This window comes from Tenacibaculum caenipelagi (assembly GCF_004363005.1).
In the GTDB taxonomy this organism is placed as follows: domain Bacteria; phylum Bacteroidota; class Bacteroidia; order Flavobacteriales; family Flavobacteriaceae; genus Polaribacter; species Polaribacter caenipelagi.
In genome coordinates this window covers 93,263-115,753 of record NZ_SNYH01000001.1, presented here as the reverse complement: position 1 = coordinate 115,753, position 22,491 = coordinate 93,263, and the positions used below count along the sequence as shown (strand labels likewise).

19 protein-coding genes are annotated in these 22,491 nt (G+C 30.8%); 7 read left to right on the top strand and 12 right to left on the bottom strand.

The window, feature by feature from the left end; translation table 11 throughout:
* Positions 1 to 16: 16 nt before the first annotated feature.
* The gene (locus tag DFQ07_RS00450; RefSeq protein WP_133534323.1) at positions 17 to 1,378 is read left to right on the top strand and encodes a pyridoxal-phosphate dependent enzyme; all 1,362 of its coding nucleotides are present in this window, start codon (positions 17 to 19) and stop codon (positions 1,376 to 1,378) included.
* A 236-nt stretch (positions 1,379 to 1,614) separates the two neighbouring features.
* Here the strand turns inward: DFQ07_RS00450 and lipA are convergent, their stop codons facing one another.
* The 5 genes from lipA to DFQ07_RS00425 all read right to left on the bottom strand — a co-directional run bounded on the left by lipA (position 1,615) and on the right by DFQ07_RS00425 (position 5,803).
* Entirely contained in the window at positions 1,615 to 2,484 is an 870-nt protein-coding gene (lipA, locus tag DFQ07_RS00445; RefSeq protein WP_133534322.1) for a lipoyl synthase, read from the bottom strand.
* Between the two features lie 38 nt (positions 2,485 to 2,522).
* Positions 2,523 to 3,743, bottom strand: coding sequence for an Nramp family divalent metal transporter (locus DFQ07_RS00440; protein ID WP_133534321.1), 1,221 nt, complete (start codon positions 3,741 to 3,743; stop codon positions 2,523 to 2,525).
* 165 nt (positions 3,744 to 3,908) lie between these two features.
* On the bottom strand, positions 3,909 to 4,472 hold the full coding sequence (locus DFQ07_RS00435) for an RNA polymerase sigma factor (protein ID WP_133534320.1): 564 nt from the start codon (positions 4,470 to 4,472) through the stop codon (positions 3,909 to 3,911).
* The gene (locus tag DFQ07_RS00430; protein WP_133534319.1) at positions 4,463 to 5,566 is read right to left on the bottom strand and encodes a glycosyltransferase; all 1,104 of its coding nucleotides are present in this window, start codon (positions 5,564 to 5,566) and stop codon (positions 4,463 to 4,465) included. The genes DFQ07_RS00435 and DFQ07_RS00430 overlap by 10 nt, the downstream gene beginning before the upstream one ends.
* A 33-nt stretch (positions 5,567 to 5,599) precedes the next feature.
* Positions 5,600 to 5,803, bottom strand: coding sequence for a membrane or secreted protein (locus DFQ07_RS00425; protein WP_133534318.1), 204 nt, complete (start codon positions 5,801 to 5,803; stop codon positions 5,600 to 5,602).
* A 134-nt stretch (positions 5,804 to 5,937) separates the two neighbouring features.
* On the opposite strand from DFQ07_RS00425, the gene aqpZ reads away from it, so the two are divergent.
* Positions 5,938 to 6,624, top strand: coding sequence for an aquaporin Z (aqpZ, locus tag DFQ07_RS00420; protein WP_133534317.1), 687 nt, complete (start codon positions 5,938 to 5,940; stop codon positions 6,622 to 6,624).
* Between the two features lie 45 nt (positions 6,625 to 6,669).
* On the opposite strand, the gene murB is transcribed toward aqpZ, so the two are convergent.
* Both murB and DFQ07_RS00410 read right to left on the bottom strand, forming a co-directional pair.
* Entirely contained in the window at positions 6,670 to 7,680 is a 1,011-nt protein-coding gene (gene murB / locus DFQ07_RS00415; protein WP_133534316.1) for a UDP-N-acetylmuramate dehydrogenase, read from the bottom strand.
* Positions 7,681 to 8,871, bottom strand: coding sequence for a pyridoxal phosphate-dependent aminotransferase (locus tag DFQ07_RS00410; RefSeq protein ID WP_133534315.1), 1,191 nt, complete (start codon positions 8,869 to 8,871; stop codon positions 7,681 to 7,683).
* A 158-nt stretch (positions 8,872 to 9,029) separates the two neighbouring features.
* Here DFQ07_RS00410 and DFQ07_RS00405 point away from each other — a divergent pair, with 158 nt between their 5' ends.
* Positions 9,030 to 10,373: an aspartyl protease family protein gene (locus DFQ07_RS00405; protein ID WP_133534314.1), complete on the top strand. Its 1,344-nt coding sequence runs from the start codon at positions 9,030 to 9,032 to the stop codon at positions 10,371 to 10,373.
* Positions 10,374 to 10,420: 47 nt separating this feature from the next.
* Here the strand turns inward: DFQ07_RS00405 and DFQ07_RS00400 are convergent, their stop codons facing one another.
* Positions 10,421 to 10,828 carry a DUF1573 domain-containing protein gene (locus DFQ07_RS00400; RefSeq protein WP_133534313.1) on the bottom strand — a complete coding sequence of 136 codons (408 nt, stop codon included), beginning with the start codon at positions 10,826 to 10,828 and terminating at the stop codon, positions 10,421 to 10,423.
* A 185-nt stretch (positions 10,829 to 11,013) separates the two neighbouring features.
* Between DFQ07_RS00400 and DFQ07_RS00395 the strand changes: the two genes are divergently transcribed.
* Entirely contained in the window at positions 11,014 to 13,671 is a 2,658-nt protein-coding gene (locus DFQ07_RS00395; protein ID WP_133534312.1) for a valine--tRNA ligase, read from the top strand.
* A gap of 163 nt (positions 13,672 to 13,834) precedes the next feature.
* Positions 13,835 to 17,599 (top strand): transglutaminase domain-containing protein, encoded by a 3,765-nt coding sequence (locus DFQ07_RS00390; RefSeq protein WP_166627687.1) that lies wholly within the window; start codon positions 13,835 to 13,837, stop codon positions 17,597 to 17,599.
* A 91-nt stretch (positions 17,600 to 17,690) separates the two neighbouring features.
* On the opposite strand, the gene DFQ07_RS00385 is transcribed toward DFQ07_RS00390, so the two are convergent.
* From DFQ07_RS00385 to DFQ07_RS00370, 4 genes are read right to left on the bottom strand one after another with little or no spacing between them, the layout of a single operon-like run.
* Positions 17,691 to 18,419 (bottom strand): head GIN domain-containing protein, encoded by a 729-nt coding sequence (locus DFQ07_RS00385; RefSeq protein WP_166627686.1) that lies wholly within the window; start codon positions 18,417 to 18,419, stop codon positions 17,691 to 17,693.
* A gap of 22 nt (positions 18,420 to 18,441) precedes the next feature.
* Entirely contained in the window at positions 18,442 to 19,488 is a 1,047-nt protein-coding gene (locus DFQ07_RS00380; protein ID WP_166627685.1) for a hypothetical protein, read from the bottom strand.
* A 10-nt stretch (positions 19,489 to 19,498) separates the two neighbouring features.
* Positions 19,499 to 20,026 (bottom strand): hypothetical protein, encoded by a 528-nt coding sequence (locus DFQ07_RS00375; protein ID WP_133534308.1) that lies wholly within the window; start codon positions 20,024 to 20,026, stop codon positions 19,499 to 19,501.
* Positions 20,016 to 20,591: an RNA polymerase sigma factor gene (locus DFQ07_RS00370; protein WP_133534307.1), complete on the bottom strand. Its 576-nt coding sequence runs from the start codon at positions 20,589 to 20,591 to the stop codon at positions 20,016 to 20,018. The genes DFQ07_RS00375 and DFQ07_RS00370 overlap by 11 nt, the downstream gene beginning before the upstream one ends.
* A 204-nt stretch (positions 20,592 to 20,795) precedes the next feature.
* Here DFQ07_RS00370 and DFQ07_RS00365 point away from each other — a divergent pair, with 204 nt between their 5' ends.
* Positions 20,796 to 21,653, top strand: coding sequence for a hydroxymethylglutaryl-CoA lyase (locus DFQ07_RS00365; protein WP_133534306.1), 858 nt, complete (start codon positions 20,796 to 20,798; stop codon positions 21,651 to 21,653).
* A 6-nt stretch (positions 21,654 to 21,659) separates the two neighbouring features.
* Entirely contained in the window at positions 21,660 to 22,463 is an 804-nt protein-coding gene (locus DFQ07_RS00360; RefSeq protein ID WP_133534305.1) for a hypothetical protein, read from the top strand.
* The last annotated feature ends 28 nt before the right edge of the window (positions 22,464 to 22,491 follow it).

Genomic DNA, 22,491 nt, shown 5'->3' with positions numbered 1-22,491 from the left:
TATAGATTTATAAGATATGAAGTACGCAAAAAATATATTAGAAACTATTGGTAACACACCTTTAGTAAGATTAAATTCTGTAACCAAAGAAGTAGATGCCTTGGTATTAGCCAAAGTAGAAACATTTAACCCAGGAAACTCTGTAAAAGACCGCATGGCTCTTAAAATGATTGAAGATGCCGAAGCAGATGGTCGTTTAAAGCCAGGAGGTACTATTATTGAAGGTACTTCAGGAAACACAGGAATGGGATTAGCGTTAGCTGCTATTGTAAAAGGATACAAGTGTATTTTTGTAATTTCTGATAAACAATCAAAAGAAAAAATGGATATCCTACGTGCAGTAGGAGCAGAGGTAGTTGTATGTCCTACGAATGTAGAGCCAGATGATCCTCGTTCATATTATTCAGTTTCTAAGCGTTTAGGAGAAGAAACACCTAATTCGTGGTATGTGAATCAGTACGATAATCCGTCAAATTCACAAGCACATTACGAACAAACTGGACCAGAAATTTGGGAGCAAACCGACGGTAAAATCACACACTTTGTAGTTGGAGTAGGAACTGGAGGAACTATTTCTGGTACTGCGAAGTATTTAAAAGAAAAGAACCCAAATATTAAAATTTGGGGAGTTGATACATACGGATCGGTATTTAAAAAATATCACGAAACGGGTATTTTCGATGAAAATGAGATTTATCCATACATTACTGAAGGTATTGGAGAAGATATTTTACCTAAGAATGTTGATTTTTCATTGATTGACGGATTTACTAAGGTTACTGATAAAGATGCGGCTATTTATACACGTAAGATAGCGAAGGAAGAAGGTATCTTTGTTGGAAACTCGGCAGGTTCAGCTATCAAAGGATTATTACAATTAAAAGACGAGTTTAAACCAGATGATGTAGTAGTAGTGTTATTTCACGATCACGGAAGTCGTTATGTAGGTAAAATGTTTAATGATGATTGGATGCGTGATAGAGGTTTCTTAGAAGAAGAAATTACAACAGCTGAAGATTTAATTAAAGATCATATTGACAAGCCATTGGTAACTGCTCAAACTGAAGAATTGGTATCGCATGCTATAGAAAGAATGCGTACATTTAAAATATCACAAATACCAGTAAGAGATGCTAGTGGGTTTGTAGGGTCTGTAGATGAGTCTGTTTTATTACGTAATTATTTGGAAGACAAGGAAGTAGCACACAAGTCTATTAAAGAAGTAATGGGGAAAGGGTATCCAGTAGTAAAAAAATCTGCTTCTATAGAGGAAGTATCTAAGTTGATTAACAAAGAAAATCAGGCTGTATTAGTAGATTTAGATAACGGTAAGCACCATATCATTACTAAGTACGATATAATTAGAGCAATCAACTAGAGTTTCTAGTTAATTAATTAAAATCAAAAAGCCCACTCAAATTTGAGTGGGCTTTTGTTAATCAACTAATTCAAATAATTTACACAATGAAAACAATGTTACTTGTTTACAAAATATTGTTTCCAATATCTGTGCCAAAATTAAAAAGAAAAAACGCACATATGTGCGTTTTTTAAATATTTGACATTTTTTTAACATTAAACAGTTAAAAAGTTAAGAATTTTTTAAAGTTGAAATTAGCTAGCGTGTTTGTGAGCTTTGTAAGAAGAACGAACTAAAGCACCGCTTTCTACATACATAAAGCCCATTTCTAAGCCTAAAGTTTCATATTTTTTGAATTGTTCAGGAGTTATGAATTCCTTAACGGGTAAGTGTTTTTTACTAGGTTGTAAATATTGACCGATAGTAATTACATCTAAACCAACGTTGCGTAAATCTTTCATAGTTTCAATTACTTCATCTTCAGTTTCGCCTAAACCAAGCATAATTCCAGATTTGGTACGCATTCCGTTATCTTTTAAGTATTTTAAAACACCTAAGCTACGGTCATATTTTGCTTGAATACGAACTTCACGAGTTAAACGACGTACAGTTTCCATATTATGAGAAACTACTTCTGGAGCTACTTCAATAATACGATCTAACAATTTTTCGTTTCCTTGAAAATCTGGTATTAATGTTTCTAATGTAGTATTTGGATTGGCTCTACGAATTGCTTGTACAGTTTCTGCCCAAATAATTGAACCACCATCTTTTAAATCATCACGGTCTACAGAAGTAATTACAGCGTGTTTAATATTCATTAACTTAATAGAACGTGCAACTTTTTCAGGCTCGTCCCATTCAACAGTTTCAGGTCTTCCAGTTTTTACCCCGCAAAAGCCACAAGAACGTGTACAAATGTTACCTAAAATCATAAAGGTAGCGGTACCTTCTCCCCAACATTCACCCATGTTAGGACAGCTTCCGCTAGTACAAATAGTATTCAATTTGTATTTGTCAACCAATCCTCTTAGCTCTGTGTATTTTTTACCAACAGGTAATTTAACACGTAACCATTTAGGTTTTTTTGTTCTTTCTGTTGCTACTAAAGTTTCGTTTGCCATTCCATAAAAATTGAATTGCAAATTTACAAAGAAAAGATTTATAAACTAAGTAAAAACCAAATACTAAACCCAATCAAAAATACAATACCAGTAAAACTTAAAATGCGCAAGCCTAATTTAGGGCGATATTTTTCAGGGGTATGTTTTCCAGTAATTAAAACATAGTTTAAGATGGCATAAAAAGGAGCGGTTAAAAATGATAAAACTGTAGCTATTCTTACTAAAAAAATCATGTCAGCCAAAAAATAATGAAGAATAATATAAGTGCCTAAGGCTAAGAGTAACAACCAAAACCAATAACTCAACTTTATTTTTTTAGAAAAGAGTAAAGAAGATGATTTTTCCATAGCTCTAGGAGAAGCATCTAAGGTTGTAATAGTAGTACTAAACATAGTTGTAAAAGCTGCAATTCCTATAAATACAGCAGAGAATTCGCCTAGGTTTTTGGTGTATAAATTAATGAGTTGAGAAGCAAAAATAGTTCCTTTGTTAGAAAAAGATTCACCTGATTGATACATTACCAATGCGCCCAATATTACAAAGCAAACACCTAAAGATAAAGCACCAATATAACCGATGTTAAAATCGAAAATAGCTTCTTTTGGCTTTGTTTTCTCAAAGGTTGTTTTGTCTTTTTCGACCGACCATAACGAATGCCATATAGAAATATCTAATGGGGCAGGCATCCACCCTAAGAAAGCAATTAAAAATGTTACTTGTGCTGTTCCGCTTGGAATTATTTGTTGATAGCTAAACCCTTTTTCGGTTTTAAACAAAGCAATACATACGGCAATAACTGTGCTTACTGTTAGTATAGCAATAATGTATTTCATTAAGTTGTCTAGAAGCTTATATTTTCCAATACCTAAAAGAATTATACTAATAAACATGATAATTACTGACCAAATAACCAAATCATGGGTAAAGCCAAAAAGGTTAGAAGCTAAGCTAGCGGTAACAATAGTTACAGCTGCTTGAATGGTAAACATGGTAGCAATATTTAAGATAAAATAAGTAGCCAAAACACCTTTTCCAAGCTTTTTGTAGCCATCTAAAAGTGTTTCTCCAGTTGCAGTGGCATACCTCGGGCCAAACTGAAAAAAAGGGTATTTAAAAATATGAACAATGAGCAAAGCCCAAAGTAAACCAAAACCAAAATCAGCCCCAGCTCTAGTTGATTGGACTAAATGTGAAACACCTATAGCGGCTCCAGCAAATAATAATCCAGGACCTAATAAGTTTAGAAGGGATTTTTTCATGCGAGAGGAGAGCTTAAAAGTTTAAAATTTCTACATACGTTATAGTGAATTTCTCACCAACGAATTTTTGCGTATTTTTTGAATAAAGTTCTTTTTTGTGTAGATGTTTTCCACTTGCATGAAACTGTAAAATCATAAAAACTTGAATTTTAAAGGTTTCGCAATTTATGATTTCTTTATTATTTCAGCTAATAATTTTTTAGCACGCAGTAATTTTACTTTTACATTGTTTATAGGTTCTCCTATTTGCTCGGAAATTTCTTTATAACTCAACTCTTGAAAATAGCGAAGGTTGATTACTTCTTGATATTTTGGTTTGAGTTTTTTTATGTTTTTTAGAAGCTTAGCTAAGTTTTGTTCGGTAATAATTTTATCCTCAGGAGAAGGAGCATCATCTGCCACAGCATATACTTCTTTTTCTTGTTCTTCGGTAGTTTGAGTATAAATGGAAGATTTCTTCTTTCGGAGAAAATCAATATACACATTTTTTGAAATGGTAATTAACCAAGTTTTAAATTGATAGTTTTCATCAAAACTATCAATCTTATCAAAAGCTTTTGAAAAAGTTTGGATGGTAATATCTTCAGCATCATTATCGTTTTGTGTTTGTTTTAATTGAAAAGCATACACATTTCCCCAAAAAGTATCTAACAAATAGTTAAATGATATTTGATTTCCTTTTTTTGCCTGTTGAATATGGGTAAGTACTTTTTCTTTGTTTATTTCCAATGCTTAGGTTTCGATATTTGATTTGATATAAATATAATGATTTGTAGTAATACTAAACAAACCTCAAGGAGAGGTAACAACAAAATTGTATTTCGTTCTTGTAATTTAGTAGCTAATTTTCCTACGATTATATATTGTATAAGGTAATAACTTATTATTAAGGGTAATGCTATTTTCCAGTTAATATAAGTTATACAAACGGCTAAAACATAAAATAGAAATTTAGAAAGTTTAAAGAAACTTAATAGAAATTTATGCTTTGGTTTGTATAATGAAAATAGAATTGACTGTTTCTTTTGTTGTAAAAACCATTCTTTAAAAGAAAGATATTTGGTTGAGCAAACAAAACTATTTGGTGTAGTTGCGACAATAGTGTTTTGATTGGTAGCTGCATCTTTCAAAAATAAATCTCCTTCACCCATAAAAAGAGCAAGGTGATTAATGTATCCGTTTACTTTAAAAAACTCCTCTTTTGTGTACGCTAAATTATGGTTGGTAGCTTTATATGGAGCTCCAAATTTGGCGTAAGAAAAAGCTTGAATAGTATTTGATAAGTGGTCAAATCTGAAGAGTAAATTACTGAATGATTTTTTCTTCCGTTTTAGTTTTTGATATCCTATAACTATGGATTTTTCTTGTGAAAAATAGCAAGTTATCTCATCAATCCAGTTTTTAGATAAAGCTTTACTACCTAATTCTGTAAATAATAGATATTCATAAGTAGCAGCTTTAACACCTAAGGTTAAAGCATATTTTTTATTTGCCCAAAAAGCTTCTGTATTTTTAACATTTACAACTTTAATGTTAGGGTATTCTAGTTGTAAGTTTTCTATAATTTCAAGAGTGGTATCATTAGAAGCATTATTAACCATAACAATTTCAAAATTAGGGTGTTTTTGCTTGGTTAAATTTTGAATGTATTCTGCTAAAGTTTTCGCATTGTTCTTAACATAAACAATTACAGAAACTGGAATGTTTGTATTTGATAGTGTGTTTTCTTGTTTTTGAAAAACAAAAAGAGAAAAGGATAAATAATATACTATTTGTATGGCTGTAACCACTACAAAAGTGTAGAACAGTATAGTAAATATCATAAAAAAGTTAAAAGGGTTAGTTGAGTACTGTACTTAATTGTGCTGAGGCTCGTTACAAGTATCAAACTGATCTGGAGTTTTACCACAAAAACCACAAGCTTCACCACTTTCATTTAACATAGGGTTTTGGCTCGCACAAGTACCTGCAAATTTACCATCTTTTTTTGCCCAAATTTTAATGGCAATTCCTGCAAAAGCTAAGGCTAATAATCCGATGGTAACTAAAACTAATTTCATGATGTATTATTTTGTGCTACAAAGATACGAACTTCCCATTTTTTTTTAGAATTTATTATTGTAGATTTATAACAGTGTGACTTTTATTTATTTAAGGGTCATAATTAATAATCAACTAATCAAAAATTTTGAATATGAAAAAATATTTTGCTGAATTTTTCGGAACATTCTGGCTAGTTTTTGGCGGATGTGGTAGTGCTATTTTTGCTGCAGGTTTTCCTGATTTGGGTATTGGGTTTGTTGGTGTAGCTTTGGCTTTTGGTTTAACAGTGTTAACGATGGCATATGCCGTTGGTCACATTTCAGGGGCACATTTTAATCCAGCAGTAACAATTGGTTTGTGGGTTGGAGGTAACCATACAGCTAAAGAAGTTGTTCCGTATATCATTTCTCAACTAATAGGAGCGATTTTAGCAGCAGCCTGCTTGTATCTAATTGTAACAAACAATAGCGGATTTGAATCCATTGGAGGTTTTGCTGCCAATGGTTATGGAGAATTTTCACCAGGAGGATATAATATAGTTGCAGCTTTTTTAGCAGAGTTTTTATTAACCATGTTTTTCTTGCTAATTATTTTAGGAAGTATTCACAAAAACGCACCGAAAGGTTTTGCTCCAATTGCAATTGGTTTAGGATTGACGTTAATCCACTTAATAAGTATTCCAATTACCAATACGTCTGTAAATCCAGCTCGTTCTATGAGTCAAGCATTGTTTGCTGGTGGAGGGTATTTATCTCAAGTATGGTTGTTTTGGGTAGCACCAATTGCAGGAGCGGTTGTAGGAGGGTTTATTTACAAGGTGTTATTTGATAAAGAATAGATATAAAAAATAAAAAGGAGGGTAATTTTACCTTCCTTTTGTCTTTTATTGAATAATATTAACTTCTATTTCTAAATCAATATCAAATTTATCTTTGATAGTTTTCTGAATTTGTTGTGCTAAATCATAAATTTCTTTCCCTGTAGCATTTCCATAATTCACTAAAACTAGAGCTTGTTTTTCATGTACTCCGTAGTCACCAAAACGCTTTCCTTTAAATCCGCTTTGTTCAATTAACCAACCAGCAGGTACTTTAATCTCAGTATCAGAGATTACATAACTAGGAATATTAGGAGATGAGGTTTGAAGCTTTTCAAAATGCTCTTTTGAAATCACAGGGTTTTTAAAAAAACTACCACTGTTTCCTATTTCCTTCGGGTCTGGTAATTTTGATTGACGAATAGCAATAACAGCATCAGAAATATCTTTAATGGTCGGATTTGTGATATTTTTTGAAGTTAACTCAGACTCAATAGCTCCGTAAGAAGTATTAAGCTTGTGATTGTTTTTAGTTAGTCGAAAACTTACTGAAGTCAACACAAATTTTCCTTTAGCTTCGTTTTTAAAGATAGAATTACGATACCCGAACTGGCATTCTTCCGCAGAAAAAGAAATCAATTTTCCTGTTTCAATTTCAACAGCTTCTACCTTTGTAATTGTATCTTTTACTTCCACACCGTAGGCTCCAATATTTTGGATAGGGCAGGTGCCTACATTTCCAGGAATTAGAGATAAGTTTTCCAGTCCGCCGTAGTTTTGAGAAACACACCACAATACAAACTCATGCCAGTTTTCACCAGCATTTACAGCTAGGTGAATGTCGTTATGATTTTCTCTATCAATAGAAATTCCTTTGATATCAATATGCACAACTAAAGTGTCAATGTCTTTGGTAAGTAACATGTTACTTCCGCCGGAAATTAAAAAGATATCTTTTTCTTCTTTTAAAAGTTGTTGTAGCTGATATACTGAGGTGATAGAAACAAAACGTTTGGCATTAACATTAATACCAAACGTGTTGTACTCTTTTAAAGATATGTTTTCTTGAATATTCAATTAACTATTATATTTTTCTAAGGCGATTTTTAATATTTCAACTGAACGTTTTAAATCAGTTTTATTTAAAACATAGGCGATACGTACTTGGTTTTTTCCTTCACCTTCGGTAGAATAAAATCCGCTAGCTGGTGCAACCATTACTGTTTCATTATTATCGCTAAATTTTTCTAAAATCCACTGAGCAAAATCATCACTATCTTTAACAGGTAGTTCAGCAACACAGTAGAATGCCCCTTTAGGATTGGCAACTTTTACTCCGTTTATTTTTTGTAACTCTGAAATTAAGGTATTTCTACGATCTTCGTATTCTTCAATAACTTCATCAAAATAACTTTGAGGAGTTTCTAAAGCAGCTTCACTTGCAATTAAAGCATAGGTTGGTGGACTTAAACGAGCTTGTGCAAATTTAATAGCTGTTCCGATAAATTCTTCATTTTTAGAAACGATACAACCAATTCGTGCACCACACATACTATAACGCTTCGATACAGAATCAATCATAATAGCGTTTTGTTCTAGTCCTTCTAAAGCCATTACCGAATTGTGTTTTTCACCATCATAAGTAAACTCACGATACACTTCATCAGCAATTAAAAACAAATCATGCTTTAATACAATTTGTTTTAATTTTTCAATCTCCTCTTTACTGTATAAATACCCTGTTGGATTTCCTGGATTACAGATTAAGATTGCTTTTGTTTTTGGAGTAATTAATTTTTCAAAATCTTCAATAGCTGGTAAAGCAAAGTTATCCTCAATTTTAGAAATTACAGGAACCACTGTTACACCTGAAGCGGTAGAAAAACCGTTATAGTTAGCATAAAATGGTTCAGGAATAATGATCTCATCTCCTGGGTCAGTAATACTACCAATAGTAAATAATAATGCTTCTGAACCTCCAGTAGTTGCAATAATATTATTAGCAGTTACATGAATGTCGTTTTTTGCATAGTAATCAGCTAGTTTAGTTCTGTATTCTTCAGATCCTTCAGATCTTGCATATGATAATACTTCAATAGTATTATTCTTAACAGCATCTAAGGCAACTTGTGGAGTTTTTATATCTGGTTGTCCAATGTTTAAATGATAAACTTTTGTTCCGTTTTTTTTAGCGGCCTCTGCAAAAGGAACCAATTTACGAATTGGTGATTGAGGCATAGCATTTCCTTTACTAGAAATAGATGGCATCTTGTATTAAATTAGTTGTTTGAATGGCAAATTTGCGAAATATATTTGATAAATTAAGGGAGTTTTTAATGAAAATAAGGGTTAAAAAAATCACAAAAAAATGTAAAACTAAAATGAAGGTTGTATATTGAGATTTAAATTTTAAAAAACACCTTCTCTTGAATAGACTACTACCATATTTTTTTACTTTTTTTTTAAGTACTTCAGTTTTTTCACAACAAAATTTTCTTTTTTTTGGTAAAGACACCGACAAACAATCGTTAACATTTCAGTTGATAAACAATTTGATAGTGATTCCTTTGGAAATTAATGGACACCAATTATCGTTTATTTTAGATACAGGAGTAAATAAAACAATATTATTTAATCTTACCTCAGAAGATAAAGTAGGTTTAAATGATATTAAAAAAGTTTTTATTAGAGGATTGGGTAGCGGAGAACCAGTAGAAGCTTTATTATCTAGAAATAATACTTTCAGAATTAAAAATATAGCAAGTTCTAACCAGCACTTATATGTTATTTTAAAAGATGCTTTCGATATTTCTGCTAAAATGGGAACTACAATTCATGGTATTATAGGCTATGATTTATTAAAAGATGTCATTGTTAAAATTAACTATGTAAACAAAAAAATAGATTTTTATAACCCTAAAACATACAACAAATCTGTTTGTAATAGATGTGAAATTTTTCCTTTACAGTTTTATAGGAATAAACCTTATATAAATGCAAAAATACAGATAGATGAGTTTTCAAATAAGATGATACCTGTAAAGTTGCTGATAGATACAGGAGGGAGTGATGCGATTTGGTTATTTGAAGGAACTAAAGATGAGTTAAAGACACCAAAAAAGTTCTTTAAAGATATTGTAGGAGAGGGATTTAGTGGCACTATTTATGGGAATAGAAGTAGGATTCAGAAAATATCAATAGGAAAATTTAAGATAGAAGAACCAACAGCATCGTTTTTAGATTCTTCGTCAACATTTAATGCAAGACAATATAAGGAGCGAAATGGAAGTATTGGAGGAGGGATTTTAAAACGTTTCAAAGTTTGGATTGATTATCCTAATAACAGAGTTATATTAAAGAAAAATGCATCTCTAAAAAAAGGGTTCTATTATAATATGAGTGGATTACATATTGTGCATGATGGTCAGGAATTAATTAAAGAAAAAGCAACTACTAAATTTACCGATAGTTATAATAACAATAATAATCAAACACAACAAAAGGATGTTATCTCATTTATAGATAGTTATTTTTATCGTTTTAAACCTAAATACAAAATAGACAAAATTGTAGAAGATTCACCAGCTTTTAAAGCTGGTCTTATGGTAGACGATATTATTAAAAAAATTAATGGAAAAGCTGTACATGAATATAAATTAGGAGAGATAATGGATATGTTTCATCATAAACCTAATAGAAAAATTAAAATAGAAGTAGAAAGAGCAAGGGTTAGATTAAAGTTCGAATTTAGATTGGAAAAAAGAATATAAAAAAAGCTCAACATGTGTTGAGCTTTTTTTATATTGAGTAATTTAGTTTAGCTATCGCTATTCATCATACTTTTTTCTTTAGCAGGAGCTGCGTCTTTTGCAATAAAACCTTTAATTTTAAGCATTTTTCTTTCTTTCTTAGCGTTAGAAATTACAGTAATAGCTTTAGAAAAACCTCCTGGTCTTTTTGTGTCATAAGAAACTTCAATTTGTCCTTTTTCTCCTGGCATAATTGGTTTTTCTGGTTTTTTAGGAACAGTACAACCACAAGTAGATTTTACATCTTTAATAATTAAAGGAGCATCACCTACATTGGTAAATTCAAATACACGTTTTCCTTCTGATCCAAGAGCTATTTTTCCGTAGTCAATAGTTTCAGTTTCAAATTTAAATTCTTGGGCACTTACTGTTAATGTAATAAAACAAACAGCTAAAAATGATAAAATTGTTTTCATAATGTTAAGATTAATTTTGGGGTAAAACCGTTACAAATTTAGTATTATTTATTTAAGTTCTTAAAAAAACAACTTCTAATTTTCCGTACCTCATAGATAGTTGTATTTTTGCTAATCGAATTTCAAAAATAATGCCAAAGGTTAAATAGTGTTAAATTATTAACCGTAAAGATATACACAAACATATGAATATTCCATCAAAATACAATTCTAAAGAAGTAGAAGGTAAGTGGTACGATTACTGGATGAAACATAATTATTTTCATTCTGAAGTAGATGAAAGAGAACCATACACAATAGTAATACCTCCACCAAACGTTACAGGAGTGTTGCATATGGGACATATGTTAAATAATACGATTCAAGATGTGTTAATTCGTAGAGCTCGTTTACAAGGAAAAAATGCGTGTTGGGTTCCGGGTACAGATCATGCTTCGATTGCTACTGAAGCTAAAGTGGTAGCGAAGTTAAAGGAGCAAGGAATAGATAAAAACGATTTAACTCGTGAAGAATTTTTAGCACATGCTTGGGAATGGAAACATGAGTACGGAGGAATTATTCTTGATCAACTAAAAAAGTTAGGAGCTTCTTGTGATTGGGAGCGTACAGCATTTACGATGGATCCTGCGTTGTCAGAATCGGTAATTAAAGTATTTGTAGACTTATATAATAAAGGACTAATTTACCGTGGATATCGTATGGTAAATTGGGATCCAGAAGCAAAGACAACTCTTTCAGACGAAGAAGTAATTTATGAAGAGCGTCAAGGGAATTTATACTATTTACAGTACGATATTGTAGGTTCTGATGAAAAAGTAACCATTGCGACTACACGTCCTGAAACTATTTTAGGAGATACAGCTATCTGTATCAACCCTAATGATGAACGTTTCACACATTTAAAAGGAAAGAAAGCAATTGTACCTTTATGTAATAGAGAAATCCCGATTATAGAAGATGAATATGTAGATGTTGAATTTGGTACAGGTTGTTTAAAAGTAACACCCGCTCATGATGAAAACGATAAGGTTTTAGGAGATAAGCATAAGTTGGAAGTAATTGATATTTTTAACGAAGATGCTAGCTTAAACTCATTCGGATTACACTATGAAGGAAAAGATCGTTTTGTAGTTCGTAAAGAAATAACGAAAGAACTAGAAGAGAAAGGTTACTTAGTTAAAACAGAAGTTCATATGAATAAAGTAGGAACATCAGAAAGAACTAAAGCGGTAATAGAACCAAGATTATCAGATCAATGGTTCTTAAAAATGGAAGAGTTGGTAAAGCCAGCTATCGAAGCTGTTTTAGGTGAAGATAGAGAGGTGAAGTTATTTCCAAGAAAATTTGAAAATACATACCGTCATTGGATGGAAAACATTCGTGATTGGAATATCTCACGTCAATTATGGTGGGGACAACAAATTCCTGCATTTTATTATGGAGACGGAAAAGAAGATTTTGTAGTTGCTGAAAATATTGAAGAAGCAATTAAATTAGCTCAAGAAAAAACAGGAAACTCTTCGTTGTCAGCCTCTGATTTAAAACAAGATCCTGACGCGTTAGATACATGGTTTTCTTCTTGGTTATGGCCAATGAGTGTTTTTGACGGAATTCGCAATCCTGAGAATGAAGAAATAAAGTACTATTACCCAACGAATGATTTAGTAACGGGACCAGATATTCTATTCTTCTGGGTGGCTCGTATGATTATTGCTGGATATGAATATAAAGATGCGCGTCCGTTTGAAAATGTTTACCTGACAGGATTAGTTCGTGACAAACAACGTAGAAAAATGAGTAAATCTTTAGGGAACTCACCAGATGCTTTAAAATTAATCGAAGATTTTGGAGCTGATGGAGTGCGTGTAGGATTGTTATTGAGTTCTGCAGCAGGAAACGATTTATTATTTGACGAAGATTTATGTCAACAAGGAAAAGGGTTTGCAAATAAAATTTGGAATACCTTCCGTTTAATTAAAGGTTGGGAAGTTGATGAAAACTTACCGCAACCAGAAACAGCTAAAATAGGATTAGCTTGGTATGAGTCTAAGTTTAATAAAGTGTTGTTAGAAATTGAAGACCACTTTAGTAAATACCGTTTATCAGATGCGTTAATGGCTATTTACAAATTAATTACTGACGACTTTTCGTCTTGGTTATTAGAAATTGTAAAGCCAGGGTACCAACAACCGATAGATGCTAAAACATACAAAGCTGTAATAGAAGTATTAGAAAACAACTTAAAAGTATTACATCCTTTTATGCCTTTCTTAACAGAAGAAATTTGGCAGCATATTACAGAAAGAACTCCAGAAGATGCACTAATTATTGCTAAATATCCTGTAGTTGGAGAAGTGAATGAAGGAGATATAGAGTCTATAACTCTATTAGCTTCTTTTGCAAGAGCTCAAGAAATAATTTCTGGTATAAGAACAGTTAGAAAAGAAAAGAATATTTCTTTTAAAGATGAAATTGAGTTATTCGAGATAAATAGTACAGGAAGAACTAATTATTGGAATTCTGTAATATGTAAATTAGGGAATGTTTCTAAGATTGAAAACGTATCAGATAAAGTAGAAGGGGCTGCTTCATTCCGTGTGAAGTCAAACGAATATTTTGTTCCAATTTCATTAGATACGATTGATGTTGAAGCGGAAATTGAAAAACTAAATGCAGAGTTAAAACGAGCAGAAGGTTTCTTAACAGGAATTCAAAAGAAATTGTCTAATGAACGTTTTGTAAGCAATGCACCAGAGCAGGTAATTACTTTAGAGCGTAAAAAAGAATCGGATACCCTAGCTAAAATTGAAACGATTAAAGCGAGTTTAGCTTCTTTACAATAGTTAGTCAATTTTAAAAAATATATAAAGTCCACTGTTTATGAGTAGTGGACTTTTTTTATGAATTTTTAGGATATTTTATTCTATTTGTTTAGGTTTGAATCTGTTTAAAAAAAAATGCTATATATTTAAATTTACTATGACTTATTATTTTACCTATTCAAGAATGAAAAACATATTTATTTGTATGTTTTTTTTCTTTTTAGTACTAATTGTAAATGCACAAAAGAATGCTAAAGTATGGAACGCTTTATTAGATAATAAAAGAGATGAAGCGTTTAGTTTAGTTAACCAACTGAATACTGAAAACGATATTGAAAACTTAGTTTTAAAGAAACTAGTGGAAATGGAGAGGGGGAAAATGCGTAGTGATTCCAATTTTTTAAAGAAAATATCAGGCTATGAAGGGTGTGAAAACTATATGTTTTCTAATTGGACGATGACCTATTTTTTTAGTGATTATTTTGAAGTTGGTTTTAATAATGAAACCTATGAGTCGCCTCATTTAATAGATGCCTCTAAAATATCTAACTCAACAGTTAAAAATGGACTTTACTATTTACAATCAATAACAAAAAGATCTCAGAGAGATTGGAAATCGTATACCGATTTAATGAATAATATTGAAGCAGTGAGAGACTGGGAATATTGTGGTGTTTTTGAAAATTTAAACTCTAGTGGAATTGATATGCAGTACCCGCCAGAAGAAGAAACTTCTAACAAAGTTGTTTTTGAAGCGCAAAGCAATGGTGATGCTCAATGGTATATGTCATCAAACAAAACAGAGGCATATAACTTTTTTACAAACCATTCTGAGTATGGGGCAGGAGTTCATTATGCTCAAACATTTATTAATTCTCCAAAAGATCAAAGAGTTAGATTAAAGCTAGGTAAAGGAGGATTAGTACGTCTTTGGCTTAATGATGCATTAGTTTTAGAAGAAGATGATCAATACAATACAGAGTTAGATGCTTATACATATGAAGTAAATCTTCAAAAAGGCGTTAATAGAGTTTTACTCAAGTTGGCTACTAATGGAAGTAATCCCTATTTTATTTTAAGACTAGAGAATATAGAAGGTAAACCATTAAATAACTATAGTGTTTCTTTTAAGAATAGAAATTATAAGAAGAATAGTTTAAAGGATGTTAACCCTAAACTAATTCCTCATGCTGTAGAAACTTATTTTGAACAAAAACTTAAAGATTTGCATTATGATATTAATTTAACTAAGTTTTGTTTGTTTCTTTCGTATCATAGAAATGGTAAGGTGAATAAGGCAATTAATCTCTTAGAAGATTGGTTTAAGGAGTATCCTCAGAGTTCATTAATAAGAACTTGTTTAATGAAATGTTACAAAACTAAAGGAGATCAGAGTACATTAAAAAGAACACAAGATAATTTAAAAAGAGAGGACCCTAAATATTACATGTCATCTTTTTTGGAGTATGAAAATTTTGAAGATTTAATGAGGTTAGATATAAAAGCTTATGAAGAAAAACTTAGGAAGATTGGAAATGCTGTAGATTATTCTTTTATGAAGAGAGTATCTGAGTTCATGATCATTTTGCGTCACAATGATAGGCTAAAAATGAGAAAGAAATTAGATGAATTGTTAGACGATCCAACATTACCTTCTTCTGTGAAACCAATTTTTTCTGAATTTTATTCTAAGCTTTTCAATGATGATAATGCAGCTATAAATGTTTTAGAAAAGTATAATAAGGTAGAGTTTAACTCAGAGATTATTAGGTATCTAGCATACTACTATAAGAAGCAAAATAGAATTGAAGATGTAATTAATTTATATACAGAAGTGATAAATAAGTTTGAATATGATAATGATTTTTTATATAAAATAATTGAAATTCTTCATGATACAGGACAATACAAAAGGTCTTTACCTTTTATAGAAAAAGGATTAGAAAATTACCCCAACTCTTATTCATTTGTTAAAGCAAAAGGAGATGTTTATGTGCAGTTAGGTAAAAAGAAAGAAGCTGTAAATCTTTATAAAAAAGCTTTAATAAGAAACCCATCTGATCATAAGCTAAGAAAGAAGATAGATGATTTAGAAAATAAAAAAAACGTACTGGAAGAATTTCGCTTAAATGAAGTGTATAATTTTATTAGAGAGAATAGAAATAAAAATATTCCGAATAATTATGGTGTAAATACATTGTTAAATGATGTAACGGTTTTGAGTTATAAAAGAGGGGGAGGAGAGTTTCAAGAATCATTCATTCATGAAGTAACATCTTTGAATGGGGTTAATATTTTTAAAGAATATGATTTAGGTCTATCAGGAAATTACCAAATAAAGAAAGCTGAAATAATTAAACCTAACGGAGAATCTATACCAGCTGATCGTAATGGAGCTAAGTTAGTATTTTCAGGATTAGAAATAGGAGATGTTATTTATGTGGACTATATGAAGACATATTCAACTTATGGGAGGTTTTATAAAGATTATGTTTTAAGTCATGGATTTAATGGGTATCACCCTGTGCTAAAAAATACTTACAGGCTTATAAGTTTAGATCAAGAGGTTAATTATGTTGTGAAAAAAGGAAAAGTCAAATATAATAGATATAAAAAAGGCGATTATTACGTTCATGAATGGAAGTTAGAAAATATACCTAGTATTCCAGTAACAGAAGATTACATGCCCGCTTTTAATGATGTTGTAACGAGGTTAAGTGTTAGTTCAATTAATTCTTGGAATGATATAGCTATTTGGTACTCAGATATTGTTAGAAAACAATTAAGAGTAGATAAAACAGTAGAAGAAGTATTTAACGAAATTTTTAAAAATGGTTATAAAGAATTGTCAGAAAATGAAAGAGCTAAAAAAATATATTATTACATAACAGACAATTTAAATTATAGTCATGTAGGTTTTAGGCAAGGAGGGTATGTGCCACAAAAACCATCTAAAACACTAAAAACTAAATTAGGTGATTGTAAGGATTTTTCATCGTTATTTTTGGTGTTAGCCCAAAAAGCAGAGTTAAATGTGAATATGGTTTTAATTTTAACAGCGGATTATGCAAGAGACCAATTACTTCTTCCTAGTTCTAATTTTAATCACTGTATTGTAAAAGTTAAAATAAGTGGAAAAGATCAGTATTTAGAACTTACGGATAAAAACCTTCCATTTAAATCTTTACCAATGTCTCTTCGTGGAGCAACAGCCTTAGAAATACCATATGATAATTCAGCTAAGGTAGATTATAATTTGTTTAAGCTGGATGATGTGCTTAGAGAAAAGACTAGATTTGTTAGTATAGCCGAATTGACTTTAGATAAAGATGAATCAAATATTAAGTTAACAACAAGGGTTACAGGTCATTTAGGGTCTTATTATATTGATGTTTTGACAAATAAAAAAGATAAATTATTAAATGATGAAGTTCATCAAGAGCTTTCTAATAGAGCAAGTGAGCCTGTTAAGCTTATCAATATAGAAAATCTAAACTTAGATAAAGAAAGCGGAGAAACGACATATGTAACGAATTTAAGTTCTGATATTAAGATAAGTAAAGTAGGAGGACTTAAAACTTTTAAAATACCATATTTTTTAAATCCATATAATAATTTAGTAATTCAACTAGATAAACGCTCCTATCCTATAGATTATAGACAATATGAAAATACAGATGATTATAGTGAGAAAATAATAATTAAACTTAAAGAAGGAGAAGAGTTTGTGAGCTTACCAGAGAATCTTACATATAGTTTTAAAAAGCATTTTTTTTCAATTTCATATAAGTTAATTAAAGAGAATCACTTAGAAGTAAACATTGAATCTCATGTAACTTCAGATTTGATTTTGCCTGAAAATTATATTCAGTTTAAAGATTTTGTTGAAAAAGTTTTAGACACAAGGGAAACTCTTATAGCATTTAAGCAGGCAAGTTTAGTAGATTAATATTGTTTTGATTTTGAAATAAATTAGAGAAGATAAAAAAATCCGCTGTAATCAAACAGCGGATTTTTTTTATAATTGTTTTTTAGAGTTTTTAATTTCTGTCTATCACATCTCCTGATCCTACAGAGTCACTGTCAATATGTGAAGGTTTACCTTTGTAATATACGCTTCCAGAACCTACAATTGAAGCTTTAATTTTATTACTTACAGAGGTTTGTACGTCTCCTGATCCAGCGATGCTAGCTTTTAATGAACTAGTATTTAAATCGTAAGCTTTTACATTTCCAGATCCAGCAATTGAACATTTAAGGTTGTCAGTCTTTCCTTTTAATTTAATGTTCCCAGAGCCTCCAATTGATGTTTTTACAGTATTAGCATCTACACTTGCCGTAATATTTCCTGATCCACCTACACCAAAAGAAACTTCATCAGCCTTTATACGTTTTTCTGCTATTACATTTCCAGATCCTCCTAAGGCAACAGCTTCAATACTTTCAAAAGGAACTGTAACTACTAGTTTTTTTGTTGTACTAATATTAGTATTTTCTTTAAAATGAATGTTTAAGCTTCCATTTTTTACTTCTGTTTCAATATATTTTAAAATGTTTTCTTCACCTTCAATGGTTAATTTACCTTCGGTTCCGTCTACTAAATAAACATCAAAAGAACCTCCAACGCTTACTTTGTCAAACGATTTAATAGTACGTGTTTGTGTAATGACATTTCCATTTCCTTTAATTTTTTTTGAACCCCACCAGCTTTGTGCTTGTGATTGAATACTAAAGCAAAGTGTTAATAATAAGATTGCTAATTTTTTCATGATATTATAATTTGTAAGTTGCTTAATCATTTAACTTTAAAGATACTCCTCCGTATCTTGATTTTATAGTTACAGTAGAGTTAGCTTTTCCTTTACCAAAGGTGCCTTCGTAGTATTTTTTTGATGATTTTTGAATGCTCTTAAAGACTTCTACATGGTCTTCAGGGTACCCAAATCCGGCATAGCCTAAGTCAATAGTAAAATTGAAGTTGTTATCACTATTTGTTCCTAGTTTTATACCAGCATAACTACCATCAATAGTAATATAATCAAACCCTTTTAAGATATTTTGAACTCTTATACTACCATAGTCGGTATCAATCTTCAAAGCCTTTTTAAGAGTTCCTATTTTTATACTTGCATAATCAGAATTACCAGTAATACTTGAAACGTCATCAGCAGAAATACTTCCGTAATCACTATTAAAAGTAACATCACCAGCTGTACCAATTCTTACTGTAGAATAATCGGAGTTAACTCTTAAAATATTTGATTTATTAACGTTTATCTTAGAATAATCTGCATTAAGATTTCCTGATTTGATAAAGTTAATTTCAGAAGCACTACAATAATCTATGTTAATATTGTTAAAATCATTTAATAGCTGATCTATTTGAATTTTACCATATCCACAACTAATATTTGATTTCCCTTCAAGTTTGTCTAACTCTATATTACCATATTTGTTATTCAAATCAGCATTATTGGTAATAGGCATTTTTACAAAATAATTGATTTTATAATTGGTATTATTATTACCCCACCAAGACCAAGAAGACTTAGTGTCTTCAATAATTGTACGAGCTTCTACTAAACTTGAAGTAGCTTCAAATCGCACATCAATATCTTTTAATTTACGTTCTACATTAGATAAATTATCACCTTTTACAGTTATTTTTACGTCTATTTTAATACGATTTTCATTCCAAGTAGTTACGTTTACATTTCCGTACTTATTATTAATGTATAAAGTAGCATTTTTGTTAACCGTATATGTTTTACTAATGGTTTTGCTTTTTTCGTGTTTTTTATCGTTAGCGACAATAATACTAGGTATAAGTATGAACAAAAAAAGTAGTTTATATAATTTCATCATCTTTTAATTCTAATTTAGCTGGGTTTTGCTGTTGTTCTAATTGTAAGAGAAGTCTTTCTAAAACATCTAATCTTTGTTGATAGTTTTGTATCATTTCTCTTATGATTTGATGTTTGTTTTCTCGTTTTGATAATTCTTTTAAAAGTGAACCATATTGGTCTTCTAGTTCTTCGATTTCATTTAAAGAATCTTCAATAATGGTTTCAGTTTCAATGTTTCTGTATTGCTCAACTTCTTTCAATTCTTGATTAATAGTTGTAACAAAAAAGTTCTGCGCTTCTGCCATTTTAGGTGAAACATCGGCTAAATCGTAAGTCTTTTTTTGTTGGTAACTACCAAGGTAGAAACCTAAAATCAATACAATTGAAGCCGCTGCACTCATCCAAAAAATAGGAGTCCTCTTCTTTCTGGGTTGTTTAAGCTTACGTTGAAAACGATTTAAATGTCCTTGATGAGGTTCAAAAACATCAAAATCATTTTCTTTAAAAAACTGATGTAGTTTATCCTCCATATACTTGTGTTTTATTAGTATCGGTAACCAATACTTGTTTTAACTTCTTTTTTGCCCTCGATATTGTTGTACGTACATTTTCATTGGTGTAATTTAATATCTGAGCGATTTCTTCATAATCATAGCCTTCAATTAAGTTTAAAGTCAATGCAATTCTGTAATTATCCTTTAAACTTTGTAAACAGTTTAAAACTCTTTTTACTTCTAAAGAACTGTAATCTATTTCTACATCTTCAATTTCATAGTTCGGAATCACATCCATCTTAACTTCGTCGTAACGGGTTACTTTTTTTAGTTGGGTTAAACTCTTATTAATAACAATTCGTTTTAACCAAGCTCCAAAAGTAACTTCACCTTTAAAAGAATTTAATTTTGTGAAAGCAGTTAAAAAAGCTTCTTGAATTAAATCTTCAGCTTCGAATTCATCTTTCAAAATACGATAGGACGTATTGTACATAGCTTTATAGTAGCTCTGGTACACCTGCATTTGTGCAGTGCTATCGTTTTTCTTACAGCGTTCGATTAGTTGGTTTATATGTGTTGTATGCGACTCCAAAGAAATCATTCTATACTAGAGACAATTTAACTTTTAAATTGTGACAGTTTATTTCAATAAAAATAATTTTTTATGATTAAATGTAAATGTTTATTTTGTTTTTATTTGTAATTAATTAGTAACTAAATGTTTATGATTTTTTGATAAGTTTGTGCTTTTTAACAAGGAGTAGTTGGCTTAGAAAAGTAAATCAAAATATGTATATTTGGCACAATGGTTAACAGTGTTAAAATTATTGAATGCCCAAGGGATGCAATGCAAGGAATTAAAAGCCATTTTATTCCTACTGAGGCTAAGGCGACATATATCAATTCACTGTTAAGAGTGGGATTTGATACGATAGATTTTGGAAGTTTTGTATCGCCCAAAGCAATTCCTCAAATGAGAGATACTGCAGAGGTTTTGTCTAAACTAGATTTGTCGTCTACTACAAGTAAACTTTTAGCAATTGTGGCCAATGTTAGAGGAGCTAATGATGCATCTCAATTTGAGGAAATTGATTATTTAGGGTATCCTTTTTCAATTTCTGAAAATTTTCAAATGCGTAACACACATAAAACAATAGAACAGTCTATTGATACGTTAAAAGAAGTTCTTGCTATTGCTAGTAGAACGAATAAAGAAGTAGTAGCTTATTTGTCAATGGGATTTGGAAATCCGTATGGAGATCCTTGGAATGTTGAGATAGTAGGAGAGTGGACAGAGAAATTATCTAAATTAGGAGTTAAAATATTATCTTTGTCAGATACAATAGGGAGTTCAACACCAGAAGATATTAATTATTTATTTTCTAACTTAATACCTAGTTATCCTCAAATAGAGTTTGGAGCTCACTTGCATACAACACCCACCAAATGGTATGAAAAAGTCGATAGTGCTTTTAACGCTGGTTGTCGTCGTTTTGATGGGGCAATAAAAGGATATGGAGGTTGCCCAATGGCAAAAGATGAGCTAACAGGTAATATGCCAACCGAAAAACTACTGTCTTATTTTACAGCAAAGAAAGTAGAAACCAATATTAAACCGATGAGTTTTGAGAGTGCCTATAACAAAGCACTAGAAGTTTTTTAATACGTGATGAAGTTAAAAATTATATCTCTTTTTTTCTTTTTATCTACCTTTTTTCAATCAACTGAAGGAGAGAGGATAGGTTCTTGGCGTATAAATAATGGAGTAGTAGAAAAAAAACAATCGAAGAATGATAAGCTAGCAGCCTATTATTGGAATGAATTTAATAGAATTTTTCCGCAAGAGTTGACTCAGAAGTATATTAAGCGTATTGTTTTAATGACAGATGGGATTGACGAAAAAACAGGAGCTTTAGTAGCCTTAAGTTCAAAAAATGACAAATGGCAGTTAGAGATCGATATCAAAGATGTAAACTTTAAAACAAAGGATAAGAGAAGATTACACGAGTCTGTTTATACGTTGGTTCATGAATTTGGACATCTACTTACATTAAATAGAACTCAAATAAGACCTACAGACAAAAACTTACAGAATGAAGGTGAGTTGTATTTAACCCAAGAAGGAGAAGCTTACAAGAAAAGTTACATTAATAAGTTTGTTAACTTATTTTGGAAAGGAGCGTTATTAAACCGCTGGGATTATATACAAAGAGAGTATTGTTATACAGAAGCAAATTGTGTAGAGAAACTATATGATTTGTATCAAAATAATCGCTCAGAATTTCTAACAGATTATGCTGCTGAAAGTCCTGAAGAAGATATTGTTGAAAGTTGGACTGCTTTTGTTTTAAGACCTAGAATAAGAAAGCCAAGAACCATTGCTCACAAAAAAATAAACTTCTTTTATCAATTCCCTGAACTGGTAGAGTATCGTAAAATGATACGTCAAAACACTCGTCAATATCTTCATTAGAATTTGTAGATTTGTTTCGTTAAAAACT

Coding starts and splice junctions, on each gene's coding strand:
- DFQ07_RS00450 (WP_133534323.1), top strand. CDS start 17: ATGAAGTACGCAAAAAATATATTAGAAACTATTGGTAACACACCTTTA.
- lipA (WP_133534322.1), bottom strand. CDS start 2,484: ATGGCAAACGAAACTTTAGTAGCAACAGAAAGAACAAAAAAACCTAAA.
- DFQ07_RS00440 (WP_133534321.1), bottom strand. CDS start 3,743: ATGAAAAAATCCCTTCTAAACTTATTAGGTCCTGGATTATTATTTGCT.
- DFQ07_RS00430 (WP_133534319.1), bottom strand. CDS start 5,566: ATGATATTTACTATACTGTTCTACACTTTTGTAGTGGTTACAGCCATA.
- DFQ07_RS00425 (WP_133534318.1), bottom strand. CDS start 5,803: ATGAAATTAGTTTTAGTTACCATCGGATTATTAGCCTTAGCTTTTGCA.
- aqpZ (WP_133534317.1), top strand. CDS start 5,938: ATGAAAAAATATTTTGCTGAATTTTTCGGAACATTCTGGCTAGTTTTT.
- DFQ07_RS00410 (WP_133534315.1), bottom strand. CDS start 8,871: ATGCCATCTATTTCTAGTAAAGGAAATGCTATGCCTCAATCACCAATT.
- DFQ07_RS00400 (WP_133534313.1), bottom strand. CDS start 10,828: ATGAAAACAATTTTATCATTTTTAGCTGTTTGTTTTATTACATTAACA.
- DFQ07_RS00395 (WP_133534312.1), top strand. CDS start 11,014: ATGAATATTCCATCAAAATACAATTCTAAAGAAGTAGAAGGTAAGTGG.
- DFQ07_RS00390 (WP_166627687.1), top strand. CDS start 13,835: ATGAAAAACATATTTATTTGTATGTTTTTTTTCTTTTTAGTACTAATT.
- DFQ07_RS00385 (WP_166627686.1), bottom strand. CDS start 18,419: ATGAAAAAATTAGCAATCTTATTATTAACACTTTGCTTTAGTATTCAA.
- DFQ07_RS00375 (WP_133534308.1), bottom strand. CDS start 20,026: ATGGAGGATAAACTACATCAGTTTTTTAAAGAAAATGATTTTGATGTT.
- DFQ07_RS00370 (WP_133534307.1), bottom strand. CDS start 20,591: ATGATTTCTTTGGAGTCGCATACAACACATATAAACCAACTAATCGAA.
- DFQ07_RS00365 (WP_133534306.1), top strand. CDS start 20,796: ATGGTTAACAGTGTTAAAATTATTGAATGCCCAAGGGATGCAATGCAA.
- DFQ07_RS00360 (WP_133534305.1), top strand. CDS start 21,660: ATGAAGTTAAAAATTATATCTCTTTTTTTCTTTTTATCTACCTTTTTT.